The organism is Enterococcus sp. LJL99 (assembly GCF_054871725.1).
This window is the reverse complement of record NZ_JBTXLT010000006.1, coordinates 106,344-125,026: the sequence shown is the minus strand read 5'-3', so window position 1 is coordinate 125,026 and position 18,683 is coordinate 106,344. Positions and strand designations below refer to the sequence as shown.

Annotated in this window: 15 protein-coding genes and 1 pseudogene; 15 read left to right on the top strand and 1 reads right to left on the bottom strand. The window is 34.2% G+C overall.

Annotated features, from left to right (window positions below; translation table 11 throughout):
- Positions 1-30 precede the first annotated feature (30 nt).
- The 10 genes and pseudogenes from ACYSNW_RS10685 to ACYSNW_RS10640 all read left to right on the top strand — a co-directional run bounded on the left by ACYSNW_RS10685 (position 31) and on the right by ACYSNW_RS10640 (position 11,664).
- Positions 31-1,320 (top strand): ABC transporter substrate-binding protein, encoded by a 1,290-nt coding sequence (locus tag ACYSNW_RS10685; RefSeq protein ID WP_461744486.1) that lies wholly within the window; start codon positions 31-33, stop codon positions 1,318-1,320.
- A gap of 813 nt (positions 1,321-2,133) precedes the next feature.
- The gene (locus ACYSNW_RS10680; protein ID WP_461744485.1) at positions 2,134-3,000 is read left to right on the top strand and encodes a carbohydrate ABC transporter permease; all 867 of its coding nucleotides are present in this window, start codon (positions 2,134-2,136) and stop codon (positions 2,998-3,000) included.
- A 49-nt stretch (positions 3,001-3,049) separates the two neighbouring features.
- Positions 3,050-3,856, top strand: a pseudogene (locus ACYSNW_RS10675) (carbohydrate ABC transporter permease); the annotation flags it as partial.
- Between the two features lie 168 nt (positions 3,857-4,024).
- Positions 4,025-4,726 carry a GntR family transcriptional regulator gene (locus tag ACYSNW_RS10670; RefSeq protein ID WP_461744484.1) on the top strand — a complete coding sequence of 234 codons (702 nt, stop codon included), beginning with the start codon at positions 4,025-4,027 and terminating at the stop codon, positions 4,724-4,726.
- 207 nt (positions 4,727-4,933) lie between these two features.
- Positions 4,934-6,247: a PTS sugar transporter subunit IIC gene (locus tag ACYSNW_RS10665; RefSeq protein WP_461744483.1), complete on the top strand. Its 1,314-nt coding sequence runs from the start codon at positions 4,934-4,936 to the stop codon at positions 6,245-6,247.
- Positions 6,248-6,611: 364 nt separating this feature from the next.
- Entirely contained in the window at positions 6,612-7,700 is a 1,089-nt protein-coding gene (locus ACYSNW_RS10660) for a DUF871 domain-containing protein (RefSeq protein WP_461744482.1), read from the top strand.
- Positions 7,701-7,708: 8 nt separating this feature from the next.
- Complete coding sequence (locus ACYSNW_RS10655) at positions 7,709-8,821, top strand: amidohydrolase/deacetylase family metallohydrolase (RefSeq protein ID WP_461744481.1); 1,113 nt, start codon at positions 7,709-7,711, stop codon at positions 8,819-8,821.
- Positions 8,805-9,908: a DgaE family pyridoxal phosphate-dependent ammonia lyase gene (locus ACYSNW_RS10650; protein ID WP_461744480.1), complete on the top strand. Its 1,104-nt coding sequence runs from the start codon at positions 8,805-8,807 to the stop codon at positions 9,906-9,908. Before ACYSNW_RS10655 ends, ACYSNW_RS10650 begins: the two co-directional genes overlap by 17 nt.
- The gene (gene dagF, locus ACYSNW_RS10645; RefSeq protein ID WP_461744479.1) at positions 9,909-10,649 is read left to right on the top strand and encodes a 2-dehydro-3-deoxy-phosphogluconate aldolase; all 741 of its coding nucleotides are present in this window, start codon (positions 9,909-9,911) and stop codon (positions 10,647-10,649) included.
- A gap of 10 nt (positions 10,650-10,659) precedes the next feature.
- Positions 10,660-11,664: a sugar kinase gene (locus tag ACYSNW_RS10640; RefSeq protein WP_461744478.1), complete on the top strand. Its 1,005-nt coding sequence runs from the start codon at positions 10,660-10,662 to the stop codon at positions 11,662-11,664.
- A gap of 194 nt (positions 11,665-11,858) precedes the next feature.
- Here the strand turns inward: ACYSNW_RS10640 and ACYSNW_RS10635 are convergent, their stop codons facing one another.
- Positions 11,859-13,751, bottom strand: a complete 1,893-nt coding sequence (locus ACYSNW_RS10635) for a PfkB family carbohydrate kinase (protein WP_461744477.1) — start codon at positions 13,749-13,751, stop codon at positions 11,859-11,861.
- A gap of 208 nt (positions 13,752-13,959) precedes the next feature.
- Between ACYSNW_RS10635 and ACYSNW_RS10630 the strand changes: the two genes are divergently transcribed.
- From ACYSNW_RS10630 to ACYSNW_RS10610, 5 genes are all read left to right on the top strand, one after another.
- A complete protein-coding gene (locus ACYSNW_RS10630; protein WP_461744476.1) occupies positions 13,960-14,568 on the top strand; it encodes an ECF transporter S component in 609 nt (202 codons plus the stop codon).
- Between the two features lie 24 nt (positions 14,569-14,592).
- Entirely contained in the window at positions 14,593-15,351 is a 759-nt protein-coding gene (locus ACYSNW_RS10625; protein WP_461744475.1) for an energy-coupling factor transporter transmembrane component T, read from the top strand.
- A gap of 25 nt (positions 15,352-15,376) precedes the next feature.
- Positions 15,377-16,243: an energy-coupling factor ABC transporter ATP-binding protein gene (locus ACYSNW_RS10620; RefSeq protein WP_461744474.1), complete on the top strand. Its 867-nt coding sequence runs from the start codon at positions 15,377-15,379 to the stop codon at positions 16,241-16,243.
- On the top strand, positions 16,224-17,036 hold the full coding sequence (locus tag ACYSNW_RS10615; RefSeq protein WP_461744473.1) for an energy-coupling factor ABC transporter ATP-binding protein: 813 nt from the start codon (positions 16,224-16,226) through the stop codon (positions 17,034-17,036). The genes ACYSNW_RS10620 and ACYSNW_RS10615 overlap by 20 nt, the downstream gene beginning before the upstream one ends.
- A 202-nt stretch (positions 17,037-17,238) precedes the next feature.
- Complete coding sequence (locus ACYSNW_RS10610; protein WP_461744472.1) at positions 17,239-18,681, top strand: MFS transporter; 1,443 nt, start codon at positions 17,239-17,241, stop codon at positions 18,679-18,681.
- Positions 18,682-18,683 lie beyond the last annotated feature (2 nt).

Below are 18,683 nucleotides of genomic sequence, written 5' to 3'. Positions count from 1 at the left end.
TAAGTGACTAAACGAATAGGCGGGGGAAAAATGAAACTCAAAAAAATTTTAACTGGATCGATTGCTTTTTTTGCAGCAGTAACATTGTTAGCGGGATGTGGTTCTTCAGAAAAAAAAGCAGCTAAAAGTGAAGATAAAATCACTGTTTGGGCTTGGGATGAAACCTTCAATATCAAAGCAGTCAATGAAGCGAAAAAAATTTACGAGAATAAAGATGTTGATATTGAAGTGGTTACGATGTCACAAGATGATATCGTTCAAAAATTGAATACTGGTTTGGCTAGTGGAAATAAAGATGGGTTACCAAATATTGTACTGATTGAAGATTACCGTATTCAAGGTTATTTAACTTCTTATCCAGATGCGTTTGCTGATTTAACAGATATCGTAGATGAAGCGGCGTTTGCTCCATACAAATTTGCGGTTAATAAAGTAGATGATAAGATTTATGGTGTTCCATTTGACTCTGGCGTTACAGCGAATTTTTATCGTACGGATTTAATGAAAGAAGCAGGCTATTCGGAAGAAGACATGGAGAATTTAACTTGGGATTCTTATTTACAAGTTGCTCGGGATGTTAAAGAGAAAACAGGTAAAAAAATCACGGAAGTTAATCCATCAGATTTAGGCCGTGTCCGAATGATTATGCAACAAGCTGGAGAATGGTACACAGCTGAAGATGGAAAAACCGTGACGATTGAAAAAAATAAATCATTAAAATATGGATTAGAACTTTTTGCGACGTTGATCAAAGAAGATTTAGTTGAACAAACTTCTGATTGGAACGGTGGTGTTTCTGCTGTACAGTCTGGCGAAATAGCTTCGACACCAATTGGATCTTGGTATTCTTCAACAATCCAAGGTGCTGAGGATCAATCTGGGAAATGGCGAATTGCGCCGATTCCCGCTCTACCAACTAATTTACAAAAAGCGCAAGCTTCTAATCTGGGTGGTGCAGGTTGGTATTTACTAAAAGGTGTCGCTGGTGAAGAGCAAGGGAAAGAATTTTTAAGTAAAACATTTGCTACAAATGAAAAACTAATGGGAATTTTAGCTGAAGAAATTGGTTTAGTTTCAACTATGACGAATGCCAAAGATCAACCAGCATACCAAGAACCTTCTGAATTTTACAGTGGTCAAAAAGTTTTTGAAGATTTTTCAAAATGGACAGAAGAGATTCCAACGGTTAATTATGGGCATGAAACGTATGCAATCGAATCGGTTGTTACAGAAGCCTTGTCTCGAATTATCAATGGCGAAGATACAGACAAAGTTTTAGCTGATACGCAAAAACAAGTAGAAGCACAACTTGCAAATTAGTTCATTTAGCTTCAGCATATATGCATAAATAAATTGATAACCAGGCTGCTTCTATTCTAGAATACCAAAACAGTTATTCTATAAAGAAGCAGCTTTTACTGATGCCGATGGTAAGAAGGTAGGCGTGGGTGAGACAAAAGTAAAAAACACTTTTGTTTAATCTCTTAAAACCGAACAAACGGCAGAAAACAATCAGAATCTCGGCAATTTCCTAACCATCATTCATTGCAAAGAACGCAATAACTGCTGGTTCGTCCAATTGCTCAATTCTAAGCGATTGTTTTATGACCTGATAAACATTGGTGCAAAAGCAGCTACTACGCTGCGCTTTGATCACAACAATTTCTAAGAGCTAAAGCTCTAAGAATTGAAGGCTTCAGAAATAAGCCGAAATTATTGTAAAACACAGCGAATGAAATAAGCTGATGTTGCACAATACCTACTCGGTTATCAAAAATTTGAAGAGCACCAAGTAGGAATCATTCAACATCGAAAGGAAACCTTTCGTGTTTCTTGTCATTTTCGGAAATTCCTTCTTATTGCGATAAACCACGAAGAACGTAGTGATTCGATGATGCATCGTACCTACTTGGTTCTCGGAGCTAACCGCCTTTGTCCCAACCTCTTTAAAAAACAATGATAAAAGTGAAAAAATCATTTAAATAAAAATTCTCTGTCGCTTTTTTGATGACTAATTGAGAAATAATCGTATGAAATTTTCTTTAGCAACCTCATTTAACTATCAAGTCATTGTTTTTTTACTATCGATTTAAAGACAATCTAGCTAATAATTAGTAAGGAAAGGATAAAAAAATGAAAAAAAAAGATCTATTTAGAAATGGAGATGCTTTCCTCATTATTCCCGTCATTTTGATTTCATTGATGGTTTTTATTCCCATGATTTTTGCGTTGATTACTTCATTTCAAAGTGGTCCTCCTGTGAATATGACATTTAATGGATTAGGGAATTATCAACGAATGTTGACGGATGCGACATTTAAAAAAGCTTTTTTTAATACGTTTTTATATTTATTGGTTCAAGTGCCAATTATGTTATTTTTAGCATTACTTATTTCTAATTTTTTAAATGACAAGAAATTGAAATGTAAAGGGTTGTTTCGAACAGCGATTTTTTTACCTTGTATCACTTCGATGGTTAGTTATTCTTTAATCATGAAAAGTCTATTTTCTCAATCAGGAGTTATAAACAATTTCTTAATGAATTTTGGCTTGATTGACGCACCAATTGGCTGGTTGACTCATCCAGTTTGGGCTAAGGTTCTAATTATTATTGCGATTACGTGGCGTTGGACAGGCTATAACATGATTTTCTTTTTGTCTGGAATGCAAAACATTGATCCGGAAATCTATGAAGCGGCAGATATTGATGGGGCTTCAAAGTGGCAACAATTTCTTAAAGTCACTATTCCCAATCTTAAACCGATTATCTTATTTACTTCAATTACATCCACGATTGGGACATTACAGCTATTTGATGAAGTTCAAAATATTACTAACGGCGGTCCTGCAAATGGGACTCTAACTCTTTCGCAATATATTTATAATTTAAGTTACAAATTTACACCTAATTTTGGCTATGCAGCAGCTGTTTCTTTTGTAATTGTATTATTCATTGTTATTTTATCTGTGATTCAAACAAAGGTCGGAGGGGAACAGTGAAATGGAAGCAACTAGAAAACCGAACAGATCAATGAAAACGATTAGTTTACTGGTCCTTAAATATGTTTTACTAAGCGTATTTTCTTTTATTTCGATTTTTCCATTTATTTGGATGATTTTAGGAATGACGAACACGCCGGTAGATATTACCGCTGGCAAAATAAAAATTGGGAATCATTTTATGATTAACTTTCAAAATCTATTTTCTAATGAATTGAATTTTACTCACTCTTTATGGAACTCAGCTGTGATTGCGATCGTAACAACTGTGTTGGCATTACTGATTTCTTCGATGGCGGGGTACGGTTTTGAAATTTATAAATCTAAAAACAAAGAAAAAGTATTCAATATTCTTTTGTTATCAATGATGGTTCCTTTTGCTGCATTGATGATTCCACTATATCGAATGTTTTCAAAGTTGAATGGGACGATTTTTGGAATCAATAGTCTTTTTGTTGTGATTCTACCATCAATTAGTACAGCCTTTTTGATTTTCTTTTTCCGGCAAAATGTTAAGGCATTTCCGAAAGATCTGGTTGAAGCCGCTCGTTTGGACGGTTTGAATGAATTGAGTATTTTCTTTAGAGTTTATATGCCGACAGCAAAAAATACATATGCGGCAGCGGCAATCATCACGTTTATGAGTAGTTGGAACAATTATCTATGGCCGTTAGTTGCCCTTCAGTCTCCAGATAAGCGCACCGTTCCACTAGTTTTATCTGCAATGGGCGCTTCCTATACACCGGATTACGGAATGATTATGACTGGTTTAGTGGTTGCGACATTACCAACTGCGATTGTCTTTTTTGTGTTACAAAAACAATTTGTACAAGGAATGGTCGGCTCAGTTAAATAGTAATGAAATCAGAATTTTGCTAATTTTCTAAACGCCATTTATGTCAAAAAGGGTAATGAATGAATTTTTGTTCAATTACTCGCTTTATTTAGTAAAAGTATCGAATTTTTTTGCAAACCGTTTCTATGGATGGTATTCTTTAGTAGAGAAAACATTGAAGGTGACTATATGAAACGGACGAAAGTATTATATTTAGATGTAGCAGATAAAATTAAAGCAGATATCTTTTCTGGAAAATATCCTGTGGGAACAATGTTACCCACTGAATCTGAGTTGGAAGATTTATTTCAAGTCAGCAAAATCACTGTCCGTAAGGCCATCGAATTATTAGCAACAGACGAATATGTTGAAAAAAAAAGTGGTAAGGGAACAACGGTTTTAAGCAATCGACCTTATAATCGATTGTCGAAGGCAGCTAGCTTTACTCAAGTATTAAAAAAGTCTGATCTTACAGTAAGTAAAGAGACCTTAAAACTAGCAACGATTACTATTGAGAACAATCAGTTGCTTTATGAGTCCTTTGGAAAACGTGCTGTTCGTTTTGAACGTTTGTATTATTTGAATGACAAGCCTTATATTTATTTTGTTCATTATCTCCCTCAAGAAATGGAAAAATTTTCAAAAAAAGAATTGGATCATGAGTCTCTTTATCGGTTGTTAAATCAATTGGAACGGACAATTGAAAAGTTTGAAGATGAGTTTTCTGCTGTTTTTCTAAGTGAAGTGGAGCAAAAAATTTTGAAAACAGATGAAAAAATAGCGATGAAACGAATTCGTAAATCTTTAGATGAGCGCGGGAAATTAGTTGAATACTCTGAAGCCATTTACAATACGAATACTCATCCTTACCATATTGAATACGAAACATAGTGAAGACAAGTTAAGCTACCTAGCATGAAAGGCTCAAAAATGACTTTTATGCTAGGTAGCTTATTTTGTGTCAAGAAAATATAGTTGAATACTCCGAAGCTTTTTCAGGTAGTCGAATGAGAATCATTAAAAACTCTATTTACATAATTCTCTCCCTGTGCTATTATACATTCGTAAACATTATAATGTTATAATAGGAGGATGAAAATGGATAAATTTGTAGGAGTTATCGAACAAAAGATTATGCCTTTAGCAAACAAGGTGGGTTCTCAAAGACATATGACTGCCATTCGAAAGGGAATTATAGCGACAATGCCGTTAACAATCGTAGGGTCATTTTTTACAATTTTGTTAAATATTCCCATCGATTCAGTAGCAGCAGCAATTGAGCCATATCGAGAAATTTTGGATATTCCGTTTCGTTATACAGTTGGGATTTTAGCGTTATATGCGACATTTGGAATTGCTTCATCATTAGCCAAAAGCTATAAACTGGACTCATTGACTGCAGGAATTTTAGCGTTGATGTCATTTTTGATTGTTGCAGCTCCACCTACGAGAGTTTTTGAGGATGTAAACAATGTCATTACTGCTGGTCGCTATATTAATATTGCGAATTTAGGCTCTGGTTCTTTATTCGGTTCGATTGTAACCGCTATTATTTCTGTAGAGATTTATCGTTTTTTTATAGTCAAAAAAATTACAATCAAAATGCCAGATGGTGTACCGCCAGAAGTATCCAATTCATTTATTGCATTGATACCAGGTGCTGTGATTTTAGTTCTTTTTTGGGTCATTCGTCATGTCTTTGGATTTGATTTGAATGGGTTCTTGAGTCAATTATTGATGCCACTGAAAGGTGTTTTAGCTGGAAATAGTTTATTTGGTGGTTTGTTGACTGTCTTTCTGATTTGTTTTTTCTGGGTATTAGGAATTCATGGACCTGCCATTATGGGTCCCGTTATTCGTCCTTTTTGGGATATTTCTATTGCTGAAAATATTGATGCTTTTGCTGCAGGAACTAATGCTCATAACATGCCCAATATTTTTACAGAACAATTTTTACAATGGTTTGTTTGGATTGGTGGAGCAGGAACCACGTTGGCATTAGTTTTTCTATTTACATTTTCTAAATCAAAATATCTTAAAAGTTTAGGGCGATTATCTTTACTACCAGGTTTGTTCAACATTAATGAACCAATTATTTTTGGAGCACCAATCGTGATGAATCCTGTCTTAGGAATTCCATTTATTGTTGCACCTTTGATTACGACGACTCTATCATATGTTTTAACGGTTACGGGAGTAGTACCAATGATGGTTGCACGGTTACCTTTTGCGATGCCTGCACCGATTGCTGCTTGGATGAGTACGAATTGGAGTGTAGCAGCAGGCTTATTAGTGATTGTTAACTTTCTTATTACATTGGGTATCTATTATCCATTCTTCAAAGTATTTGAAAAACAACAGTTAGCGCGTGAAGCAGCTGAAATCGAACAAGAAACGACAAGTAATAATTAAATACTTGGGAAAGGTGAACGTTGAGTAAAAGTAAAATAGTTGGAAAAAACATAATTTTAGTGATCCTTTTATTTTAGTAAACTTGATGTTCTTTTAGAATAAAAATGTATTTATTTATAAATATAGCACTTTTTATCGGCACGCAAATCTATTTTAACTATAGAGGAGTACCTAAATTAATCAATTCGTTGAAATTTCGTTATGTGGTTTTATTATCAATTTTAACACTCATTTTTATGGCAATAATCGGATACTTCCTAAATATAGGTATGTTATTAGTGGTTGGAACTACAGCGATTATCAGCTCGATTATTTTGTTTAGTTATCAGAAAAAAGTTGAAAGTATAGAAAGAAGGATGTCGAAATGAAAAGAAACTTGGGAATTTCTGTGTACCCTGATCATAGTGATGGTGAAAAAGATCGAGCATATATTGAATTAGCTAGTAAGTATGGATTTAGTCGGATTTTTATGAGTATGTTAGAAGTGACTGAAGGAAAAGAAGCGGTTCAAGAGCGATTTAAACAACTAATTTTATTTGCTAAAAAATTAAATTTTGAAGTTGTGTTAGATGTGGCACCAACCATTTTTGATGAATTAGCTATTTCTTATGACGATTTGACTTTTTTTAACGAACTAGGTGCGGATGGGATTCGTTTAGATCTTGGTTTTGACGGAAATAAAGAGGCAATGTTAACCTTCAATCCTTATGGGCTAGCAATTGAGTTGAATATGAGTAATGATGTTGCTTACTTGGATAATATCTTAACCTACAAAGCAAATCGTCCATTTTTATATGGCTGTCATAATTTTTATCCGCAAGAAGGGACGGCCTTGCCTTTTGATTTTTTTAAAGCTTGTAGTGAACGGTTTAAAAAAGCAGGCATACGTACAGCCGCTTTTATTACTTCTCAAGTAGGAACTATTGGACCTTGGGACATTAACGATGGCTTGCCTACTCTAGAAATGCATCGCCATTTGTCAGCTGAAGTGGCTGCTAAACATCTTTATGCTACCGAATTAATTGATGATGTAATTATTGGAAATGCCTATGCTTCTGAAGCCGAATTACGTGCTTTAGGTGAAGTAGATCGGTATCAAACTGTTTTTTCGATTGAATTTTTGAAGGAGAGTAGTTCAATGGAAAAAGCGATTGTGTTGAATGAACAACATGTTCGAAGAGGCGATATTACAGATCAAGTTATTCGTTCAACAGAAGTTAGGAAAAAGTATAAGTCAAATGCTAATCCTGAACATACAAATCAAGAGGAATTTCAAATTGGTGATATTGTAATTGGGAATGATCGCTTTGGGAAATATAAAAATGAACTACAGGTTGTGTTAAAGCCCCATCGTGATGAACGAAAAAATAAAGTTGGTGAAATAATTGCTGAAGAACGATTTCTTTTGTCTTATATTCACCCCTGGACAAAATTTAAATTTACAGAAAAGTAGGCGTGAGGATGTTAGATTTAGTAATTAAGAAAGCGCATCTGTTGAATGGTGAAATAATAGATATTGGCGTTAAAGAAGGGAAAATAGTACAGATTCAACCTGTTATCAATGCTTCTGCTAAAAAGACGTTGCTATTAAAAAACGGACAATATCTTTCTGCGGGATGGATTGATGACCATGTTCATTGTTTTGAGAAAATGTCTCTATACTATGATTATCCTGATCAAATTGGCGTTGAAAAAGGAGTAACGACAGTTATTGATGCTGGAACGACTGGTGCTGAAAATATTAGTGATTTTTATCAGTTAGCTAAAGAAGCAAAAACAAATGTCTTTGCACTGGTCAATATTTCCAAATGGGGAATTGTAGCTCAAAATGAATTAGCAGATTTGAGTAAAGTACAAGAAAGGTTGGTAAAACAAGTCATTGATAAGTTCCCAGAATTTATTGTCGGAATAAAGGCTCGTATGAGTAAGACTGTGATTGGAGAAAATGACTTAAAACCACTATTATTGGCTAAGAAAATTCAAAAGCAGAATCAAGCTATTCCTTTAATGGTACATATTGGTTCTGCACCACCAATACTTGATCACATTTTAAATGAGATGGATAGTGGCGATGTTTTGACACATTGTTTTAATGGGAAAGAAAACGGGATTTTAGATAATCATTCTCAAACAATTAAGGAGGTTGCATGGGAAGCTTACAGAAAAGGAGTTGTTTTTGATATTGGCCATGGAACAGATAGTTTCAATTTTCATGTGGCAGAGATTGCTTTTCAAGAAGGGATGAAAGCAACTTCTATCAGTACAGATATTTATATTCGGAATCGTAAAAATGGACCTGTCTATGATTTGGCAACAACGATGGAAAAATTACAAACAATCGGCTATTCTTGGCAAGAAATCATTGAAAAAATTACAGTAATTCCTGCAAAAACATTTCGTTTGAAAAATAAAGGACTCGTTGAAGTGGGCTATGATGCTGATTTTACGATTTTTTCCTTTGTAAATGCAGAAAAAAAATTAGTTGATTCGAATGGTGAAACTCGTATAACAAAACAGCAGATCAAGCCAATTCAAACGATAATTGGAGGAACGGTTTATGACAATGAATTATGATAAACTTGATTTAAAAGAAGTAATCAATGCATCAGGTAAAATGACGATTTTAGGTGTGTCAAAAGTTTCCGAAAGTGTTTTGGCAGCTCAACGTTTCGGCGGACAACATTTTTTTGAAATGGATGAATTAATAAGTCATACAGGAGCTAAAATAGCTAAATGGCTTCAGGTTGAAGATGCTCAAATTGTTTCTTCTGCATCGGCTGGAATTGTTCAAACAATCGCAGGCATTATTGGTCAAGGAAGTTTTTATCACCTTTACCATCCTTACAGTCCTAAGTTCACTAATAGAGAGATTATTTTGCCTAAAGGACATAATGTAGATTATGGGACGCCAGTTGAAGTGATGGTTGAACAAGGAGGGGGGGAACTTGTTGAAGCAGGTTATGCCAATGTTTGTACCCCTCAACATGTTGAAATGATGATTTCTGAACAAACAGCAGCAATTTTATATATTAAAAGTCATCATACGGTGCAAAAAAGTATGTTAACGGTAAGTGAAGCAGCAGAAATTGCTCGGAAACACAATCTCCCATTAATCGTTGACGCCGCTGCAGAAGAGGATTTGTTTTTATATAGCCAAAATGGAGCGGATCTTGTTATCTATTCTGGGGCAAAAGCAATCGAAGGTCCAAGTGCTGGTTTAGTGATTGGCAAAAAAAAGTATATCGAATGGACGAGGTTACAAACTAAAGGGTTAGGACGTTCGATGAAAATTGGGAAAGACAATATTTTAGGTTTTACTCAGGCAATCGAAGATTACCTACACCAGGAAGCTGAATCTGGAGAAATAATGAAAAAAAGATTGCTACCTCTTATAGAAGAATTAAATGAAATTCCCTTGATCGATGCATCGATTGTTAAAGATGGAGCTGGAAGAGATATTTATCGTGCCAGTGTGAAAGTCAATGGTAAAAAGACTGCCAGTTCAGTTATTGAGGCTTTAAAAAAAGAGAATCCTGCTATTTATACCAGAGAATATCTTGCAAATAAAGGGATCATTGAATTTGATATTCGGGCTGTTTCTGATGAGGAAATGGCTATGATTAGTCAACGCATAAAAAAAATAATGAATGAGGCGGAATAAATGAAATTGACACCAAATTATTTAGAAAATAAAATTTGTTTAAATGTATTAGCAAATTCGGTAAAAAATGCTCAAGAATGCTATGATGCTGCGGAAGGACATGTGATTTTAGGCGTTTTATCAAAAGATTATGAAACAGATGAAGCTGCCATCGTTGATATGAAAAAATATCAAGAAGCAACGAACAATGCACTTTCAGTAGGACTAGGTGCTGGCGACCCAAATCAAAGTCAAATGGTTTCACGAATTTCTCAACAGTTACAACCGCAACATGTAAATCAAGTATTTACTGGGGTTGGTGCGACACGAGCTTTATTAGGGCAAAACGAAACAGTAGTCAATGGCTTGATTTCTCCTACAGGAAAAGTTGGTTATGTAAATATCGCTACGGGACCATTAAGTAGTAAAGCACCTAAAACGGAAGTTCCAATTGAAACGGCAATCAAACTTTTACAAGATATGGGCGCTTCTTCAGTGAAATATTTTCCGATGAACGGACTTGCGCATAAAGAAGAATATCAAGCTGTTGCAAGAGCCTGTGCAGTCTATGACTTTTATTTGGAACCGACAGGAGGTATCGATTTAGATAATTTTGAAGAAATCGTTCAAATAGCTGTAGATGCTGGTGTAAAAAAAATAATTCCACATGTTTATAGCTCGATCATTGATCAAGAAAGTGGAGATACGAAAACTGAGGATGTAAGAACATTATTGGCAATAATGAAAAAAATAGTAAAGTAGAGGAAATCAGATGAAAATAGGTGCTTTTGGAGAGGTCATGTTACGTTTAACGCCACCAGAACAATTATTATTAGAACAGACCAATACTTTACGAATGTCATTCACTGGAACCGGCGTTAATTTATTAAGCAATTTAGCACATTTTGGATTTGAAAGTTTTTTGTTAACAGCCTTGCCTAACAATCGTCTTGGCGAAGCGGCTCTTAGTAAGCTTCAATCACTGGGAATCAATACAAAAATGATTAGGAAACAGCATGATCATTTAGGCACATATTTTGCTGAAGTGGGGTTTGGTGTGCGGCCGACACAAGTCACGTATCAAAATCGAACGAATAGCTCTTTTGGTCTATCCAAAATTTTAGATTATGATCTAACTGGTTTTCTTAGACAAGTTGATTTAATTCATATTTGTGGTATTTCTTTAAGTTTGACTGATAGGACAGCTGAAGCCGCACTAGAATTGGCAAAAAGAGCTTACGAAAACAATAAGAAAGTTTGTTTTGATTTTAATTTTCGCCCAAGTTTGAATCAAGAACCAAAGAAGAAACAACAGCTGAGATCACTTTATGAAAAAATTTTACCGTATTGTTCGATTATTTTTGGTTCTAGTCGAGATTTGATTGAATTGCTACAAGAAGAACCAACGAATGACGATGATAAAAATATTATGCTGATTCAAAAGTTCTTGAAAAAATATGATATCGAATGGTTTGCTGGTACACAAAGGGAGACCACGATAGATAACAAAAAAATTAGCGGTTATTTGATTACACAAACAGAAAGCTTTCAAACAAAAATGTATAACTTAAAAATTTTAGATCGAATTGGTGCTGGCGATGCTTATGCAGCAGGTATTTTACTAGGATATGCAGAAAAATGGTCTTTAGCAGAAACGGTTGAATTTGCTTTAGCTAATGCAGTGTTAGCCCATACGATTCATGGAGATGTTCCATTGACCACACGAGAACAAGTTTATCAAATTTTACACAATCCAACCGTTGACTTGATTCGCTAGAATAAAAATATTTAGTGAAATTTTGAAGCGATTAATAGGTCAAAATGATTCGATTTCTGATTTAGAAGATAGAACAAAAGTGATTTTTACTTTTGTTCTATCTTCTTACTTTTTTATTTCTAGGGAATACAAATTTCGTTATAATCTTAAGTCTTGTTCTAATATTTTTTGTTTTATAATTAGAGTAAGTAAAGTTATGTTTCTAAATTAATTCTTGCAATATAAGAGTCTAATGTTTGTTTATCTATTAATGAGGTAACGACACCGTCTCTAGAAATTGAAAATCCAGCTGCATAAGTAGCAATTTCTATGGCTTTTTCAATTGGGTAACCATACATTAAATAAGCTGTTAAGGCACTAATAAATGCATCTCCAGCTCCAGTGCTATCAATAACTGGAAAATCAGAAGCGCGAAAATATTTGTTTGTCGTTCTAGTTTTTAAATAACTCCCTTTTGCTCCCAACGTAACAATTACTACACCAACGCCTTGCTCAAGTAACCAATCTGTTTTTTCTTCTAAGGAATCCCCTTTTTCAGCAATACTATTCAAGGCATCTTCGTTTGGAATCAAGTAATCAATTTTTTGCATGATTCGTTTAGGGATTTTTTGATTGATCGCAGGTTTTAAAATTGTTTTTGCTTGATAATGATGGGCTAAATCACAAGCTTTTTCAATCGCATCAAGTGGAATTTCAGTTTGTAATAAGCAATAAGCTGTATCACGGAAACGTTCTTTTTGTTTTTCTAAATCTTTTGCAGAAAGTTCGCTATTTGCTCCAGGTAATATGGAAATCATAGATTCGCCATCCGCTTGCACAAAAATATAAGCACGACCTGTATGACTAGAATCAGATTGAATTAATCCAGATGTACTGATACCACGAACTTCTAATTCCTTATAAATCCGATCGCTATCTGTATCGACACCGATTTTTCCAATCAATTTGACACGTTGACCAAGTTTAGCTACGCCTACCGCTTGATTAAGTCCTTTTCCACCTGGAAGATTTGAAACGTTTGAGAGAATAATTGTTTTTCCTTCTTTAGGAATTTCTGGTGTATTTAAATAAGTATCAATGTTGATGCTGCCTACAACCGTTACTTTAAGTGAATGTAGATCATAAGGCTTGCTAATTGTCGCAAAATGATCAATTTCTAAAGTATCGCTTAAAAAATTCGTTTTAGATTGTTGTCCCTCAATAAGATTAATGATTTCTGTACAAATGAACTTTCCAAAATCAACATTTTTAATAATCAAAGAAGAAATTTTTATTCTAGAACTTGATAATATGGCGGCATCATCATCATTTTGTATCGAAATAATTGAAAAATTATCTGGAATTCGGATAGTAGAATGATTTATTAACGCATATAATTCCATTGCTTGAAGATAGTGTGAAATGATAATTCCTGATATTTTCTGATTCTTGATCAAACGCAACAAATCATTCGTTATTTCTTGAAAAACTAACGTATCATCTAATTTTAATTGTTGATTAAATAAGGCTTTTTTATAACCTGTGATAAAGGTATTCATCTGTTTATTATCGGAAACGAGACAGGCAATAGTCGTATGCCCTTTTTGAATCAAGGTATTCGTCATTTTATTAGCCGCTTTTTCATAAGGTAAAAGAAGGGCATTGTCTCCACCATTGATTCCTACTGTTTGAAGCGGGACATTCAGTTCCTCAAGTAAATATTTATAAGATAAACTCTCTTTGTCTACAGGTTCCCAAATAATGCCGTCAATATTTGAAGTGCACAATTTTGTAATGTTTTTAAGTTCTTGTTCAGGATCACTATAGTTATTGAATACTAATGTACTATAACCATTATTTTGTGCTTCTTTTAAAATCCCATCTAATGTTGAATCTAAAGTAATAGCAGAATTTAATAAGATGCCAAGCACCCAAGATCTTTTAGGTGAAGCGATTTTGGAAGAATAGGGTGAATAATTGTATTCCTTAACAATTTTTAAGACTCGTTCACGCGTTTCTTGACTAATCGTCTCATCTTTTTTATTCACTATTTTCGAGACTGTTGATACAGAAACACCCGCTAATTTTGCTATATCTTTAATATTCATTTCAAACCTCCTTTAAATTCATAAGTTATCTTGACTTAATGATAATCTATTGCAGGAACTATCGTCAAATTGTTATTAAAAAAATACAGAAAAAGATTGACAACGCTTTCAAATGGTGTTAAATTTTAATTAAGTTAAGAAAGTATTTTCCGAAAACATTTTCTTTAGAAGTGATTATCTACAATTCACTTAAAATGGGAGAGATCATATGAAAAAAAAATCGTTGAAACTTTTTTTTGCTAAACAATTAACAACGAAGTCTCTAGTACTTATTCCAATTGCGGTCGGTATTAATTTAATTGGTGGAACGTTATGTTCGACGCTTAAATTACCTTTATTTTTAGATATGATTGGGACAATTTTGATTGCTTGTTTATCTGGTCCTTGGGTTGCAGCTCTTTGTGGATTAATTACAAATATATTTTTGACGATTGTTGCTAATCCAATTTATTTACCTTACTCAGTTGTGAGTATTCTTTGTGGATTGCTTACCGGCTATCTGGTTAAAATGGGTCTATTTAAAAATATATGGGGTGCAAGTCTTATTTGGTTATCCTGTACATTGATGAATACAATCAGTGCTTCTTTGATAACGATATTTGTATATGGTGGTGCGACGGGTGTTAATACAAGTTCGTTAGCAACCGCAGCTTTGATCGCAGCAACAAAAGAAATTATTTTTTCTGTTTTTTCAACGTCAATGATTGAAAATTTAGTTGATAAAGGAATTGTTTTTTTTATTGCTTACTCACTTTATAAAAAGATTCCTAAGAAATTTGCTGCTCAATATGCACCTTTAGACTCTACGAATGTTTAATAATTGTAAGAAGGAGGGGGAAAAATGCAACAACTATCTCAAGTTATCTGGAAATTGAATCCATTAACTAAATTATTAGCAGTCTTTATTTTTGGTATTATGACTCTGATTTTCCCGAAACCTTGGCTAGGACTTAGTCTACTATTCTTTTTATGTATACTTGCTATTATTATTAAGCTTTTTCCTGCTTTTTTTAAACTAATTATAAGTTTCGGTATCCCATTAACATTAATGCTTGTTTTTATTCAAGGGTTTTATAGTCCGAAAAATAAGACAATTTTGTTTGATTTAGGTTTTGCACAGCTTGGTACAGAAGGGACTCTTTATGCACTTAAATTAGTCAGTACAGTGTTGGTTTTTATGGGGGCCTTTTTTCTAATGAATGAAACAACGCCAACTTCTGATCTTGTCGCAGCATTGGTGGCTAGTGGAGTTAATACTAAATGGGGCTATTTAGTTTTAGCAAGTTTAAATGTAGTTCCTCAGATGAATCGTCGAATGAAAATCATTAAGGAGGCACAAGAAGCGCGAGGGGTTGATATGAGTGGCTCTATTATTCATCGAGTTAAGACGATCCTACCACTTATTGGTCCGGTGGTTTTAAGTTCATTCACGGATGCACAAGAACGGGGGATGACTCTGGAAACGAGAGGATTCGGATTAGTGGGAGTCAAACCTACGACATTAAATGTAATCAATTATTCATATGTTGATTTAATTGTCAGAATTATATTAATAACTTTATTAATTAGTGTTATTCTATTCGTTTTATTTATCAGTTAAATATTGAATAAAGTAGGTGAAAAATATGAAACCAATAATTGAAGTGTCAGATTTATCTTACCGCTACAACCAAAGTAAAGAACGGAGTTTGGATCACATTAGTTTTACGGTTGAAGAAGGCGAATTTTTCTTTATTATTGGCCCCAACTCTGCTGGTAAATCAACGCTTTGTAATGCATTAGTTGGACTGATTCCGCATTTTTTTGTAGGAGCAAAATCAGGAAGTATAAAAATTCAAGGAAATAATGTGGATGAGTCGACCATTGGTGAATTATCGACGGTCATTGGCTTAGTCTTTCAAAATCCTTTTAACCAATTATCTTATACCACTGAAACTGTAGCTGAAGAATTAGCATACGGGTTAGGAAATCGCGGTATTTCGAGAGAAGAAATGATAAGAAAAATTGATATTGTTGCAGAACAAGTCGCTTTAACGGATTTTCTAAATAAAGATCCATTAGAACTTTCTGGTGGGCAAGTGCAACGAGTGGCTTTTGGTTCAACGTATATCTTATTTCCGAAAATTTTAGTTTTAGATGAATGTACAACACAGCTCGATCCTATTGGGAGTGAAAAACTAATGAGCATTATAAAAAGATTGAATGCTCAAGGTGTCACCGTTATTATGGTTGATCACGACATGGAACGAGTAGCTAAATACGCCGATCGAATCTTGATCTTGAATGAAGGTAAAGTAGGGGCAATTGGTACGCCAAGACAATTGTTTACACAAGAAAATGCTAAGAAATATCAAATTGATTTACCTAATTTTGTAAAATTAAGTTACGCTTTACAAGAACATGGGTATAGCAATGAGACAATTGCTTTAACTGAAGCTGAAGCATTAGACATGATGAGGAGGCTAAAAACTGATGTTAGTGGAACTACGTGACGTAAAGTATACTTATCCATCAGGAGAAGAAGTTCTAAAGGGAGTTAGTTTCAAAATAAATACGACGGATCCAGTTGCAATTATTGGTCAAAATGGTGCAGGAAAAACAACAACGGTAAAACATTTAAATGGCCTACTAAGACCAACTTCCGGAGAAGTAATCATTGATGACATCGCCATTCAAAAACGAAAAACAGCAGAATGGGCAAAAACGATTGGTTATGTTTTTCAAAATCCAGATAATCAACTTTTTTTAGATTCAGTAAAAAAAGAATTTGAATTTGGACCTAAACAACTTAAAATGCCCAAGCATGAAATCACTGAACGATTGACTTGGGTCGCTGAATTAATGGGATTGGCACATAAATTATCGGTGCATCCGTTTGATTTAACTGCGACAGAAAAAAAGTTCTGCACAATCGGTTCTGTACTGATGATGAATCCGAAAATAATAATTTTTGATGAACCAACTTGTGGACAGGATTGTGCAGGAACAAAGCGTTTACGCACTATTATTCAAGAGATAACTAAAAAAAATATCTTATGTATAACGATTTCCCATGATATGAAATTTGTAACAGAAAATTTTGAGCGAATTATTGTGATGAAAAAAGGGAAAGTAATTTTAGATGGAGAAAAAGCTCTAGTGTTCAAAGAAACTGAAAAACTAGCTAGCAGCTATGTTTCACCACCCCCTATTACAAGATTGGGACAACTTATGGGTTTAAATCAATTAGCATTCAATGCTGATGAATTTATAAAAATAGTTGAGGAGGAAAGCATTAATGACTGATATTATTTGTCAGATTTATTGAAGTAGTACTAGCCATTCACTAAGAAGATAAGCTAGCTTGCCAATAGGGGACACTAGCTGATTGTTTTAGTTATCACAATCAGTATGCGAAATCAAAGAGTTGATCATTTAAAAGTATGAAATACTTTATGAATTAATTGTAATTGACGGTCAATGCAAAGAGTTGAAAGTGAGGAAGAAAATGGAAAACACAAAAGAAGTATCACAAGTTACGGGTGTACCAGTACCAGAAGAAGGCACGCAAGAATTTGAAAAAATGAATAAGATGGCCAAAAAAGCTATACCGTTGATTTTGCTGATTTTTATTTTTGGAATTTTGGAACAACAAGCTTTTGGAATGATTTTTGTGAATATCGGGGAACAATTGGGCACGCCTAATTTAGCTTCTCTTATAACTTCAATTCCAGGGATTATTTTAGGAATTGTTTGTGTTATTTATGGTTCATTAGGTGATTTTGTTTCTTTGAAAAAAATGACAATTTTAGGCGTCATTATTTTTGTAGTAGGTTCAGCTATTGGATTTATCTTCGGACCGATGAGTATTTGGGCAGTTGTTATCGCTCGTGTTTTACAATCAGCAGGTGGACAAGTTGCTGGTTCTGTTTTTCTGGTACTAGTATCAAAATATATTTCTAAAGAAGACCGGGTAATTTATTATGGGATTTTTGTAGCAGTCTTTCGTTTTTCAGCAGCATTAGGTGTTGTTGCAGCAGGATATATTACCAAAATAGATTGGCGTTGGTTGTTTGCAGTACCATTGGTTTCAATTTTCTTTATTCCTTCGCTTGCAAAAAACTTACCTGATGATAAAGCAGAAGGAGCAAATATTGACTGGTTTGGTTTTGCTTCAATAGGTGCATTTGCTGGTGCAATGACTATGTTTTTCACCGACATGACTATTTTTTGGGCAATTTCTTCAGTCGTCACTTTGATCATATTTATTATCTATATCAATAAAGCCAAAAATCCATTTATTACACCAGAATTTTTCAAAAATCCAGCATTTATTGCAACAATGATCGTTATTTTTGTAGGATATTTCTTCAGTTATACATTAAATGCGGGGATTAATGCAATTGGTTTAAATGTATTTAATATTGATTCAGCTGAAGTGTCAACAATGTTGGTTTGGTCAATTTTGTTAGCAGCAGTTTTAGGATTTGTTTGTGGGCCAGTTGTTAAGAAAATTGGCCGTTCAGCAGCAATTATAATGGCGTTATTATTTATGGGCTTAGGCTTGCTAGCGATTGCGTTTGCAATTCCATATGGAAAAATTATGACTTTAGCCATTGCTCCTTGTGTCTATTATTTCGGTACTTCATTTTTCTATTCACCGATTGTTGATACGGCGACACTTACTGTAACGCCACAAGAATCTGGACGTGTATTAGGTGTTAATGATCTTGTTCAAGCCATTACTGGTTCGGTTGGTGTAGCAGTTTTTGGTGGCATGATGTCTTCTGGCGCTATGTCAGGTGGTAGTATTACAGGTGTTGAAACAGGTGTAGCTTCGACTTATTCGAATGTTTTCTTGCTTGGCGGTGCAATTGTTTTAGCTGCAATGGTTATCTTTATTCTAACTAAAAAAATGATTTATAAATATTCAAGTTCTATTAAACGTTAATA

What these genes read in the sequence shown, in the direction of transcription:
- ACYSNW_RS10685 (WP_461744486.1), top strand. Translation starts at nt 31, where the DNA reads ATGAAACTCAAAAAAATTTTAACTGGATCGATTGCTTTTTTTGCAGCA.
- ACYSNW_RS10680 (WP_461744485.1), top strand. Translation starts at nt 2,134, where the DNA reads ATGAAAAAAAAAGATCTATTTAGAAATGGAGATGCTTTCCTCATTATT.
- ACYSNW_RS10670 (WP_461744484.1), top strand. Translation starts at nt 4,025, where the DNA reads ATGAAACGGACGAAAGTATTATATTTAGATGTAGCAGATAAAATTAAA.
- ACYSNW_RS10665 (WP_461744483.1), top strand. Translation starts at nt 4,934, where the DNA reads ATGGATAAATTTGTAGGAGTTATCGAACAAAAGATTATGCCTTTAGCA.
- ACYSNW_RS10660 (WP_461744482.1), top strand. Translation starts at nt 6,612, where the DNA reads ATGAAAAGAAACTTGGGAATTTCTGTGTACCCTGATCATAGTGATGGT.
- ACYSNW_RS10655 (WP_461744481.1), top strand. Translation starts at nt 7,709, where the DNA reads ATGTTAGATTTAGTAATTAAGAAAGCGCATCTGTTGAATGGTGAAATA.
- ACYSNW_RS10650 (WP_461744480.1), top strand. Translation starts at nt 8,805, where the DNA reads ATGACAATGAATTATGATAAACTTGATTTAAAAGAAGTAATCAATGCA.
- dagF (WP_461744479.1), top strand. Translation starts at nt 9,909, where the DNA reads ATGAAATTGACACCAAATTATTTAGAAAATAAAATTTGTTTAAATGTA.
- ACYSNW_RS10640 (WP_461744478.1), top strand. Translation starts at nt 10,660, where the DNA reads ATGAAAATAGGTGCTTTTGGAGAGGTCATGTTACGTTTAACGCCACCA.
- ACYSNW_RS10635 (WP_461744477.1), bottom strand. Translation starts at nt 13,751, where the DNA reads ATGAATATTAAAGATATAGCAAAATTAGCGGGTGTTTCTGTATCAACA.
- ACYSNW_RS10630 (WP_461744476.1), top strand. Translation starts at nt 13,960, where the DNA reads ATGAAAAAAAAATCGTTGAAACTTTTTTTTGCTAAACAATTAACAACG.
- ACYSNW_RS10625 (WP_461744475.1), top strand. Translation starts at nt 14,593, where the DNA reads ATGCAACAACTATCTCAAGTTATCTGGAAATTGAATCCATTAACTAAA.
- ACYSNW_RS10620 (WP_461744474.1), top strand. Translation starts at nt 15,377, where the DNA reads ATGAAACCAATAATTGAAGTGTCAGATTTATCTTACCGCTACAACCAA.
- ACYSNW_RS10615 (WP_461744473.1), top strand. Translation starts at nt 16,224, where the DNA reads ATGTTAGTGGAACTACGTGACGTAAAGTATACTTATCCATCAGGAGAA.
- ACYSNW_RS10610 (WP_461744472.1), top strand. Translation starts at nt 17,239, where the DNA reads ATGGAAAACACAAAAGAAGTATCACAAGTTACGGGTGTACCAGTACCA.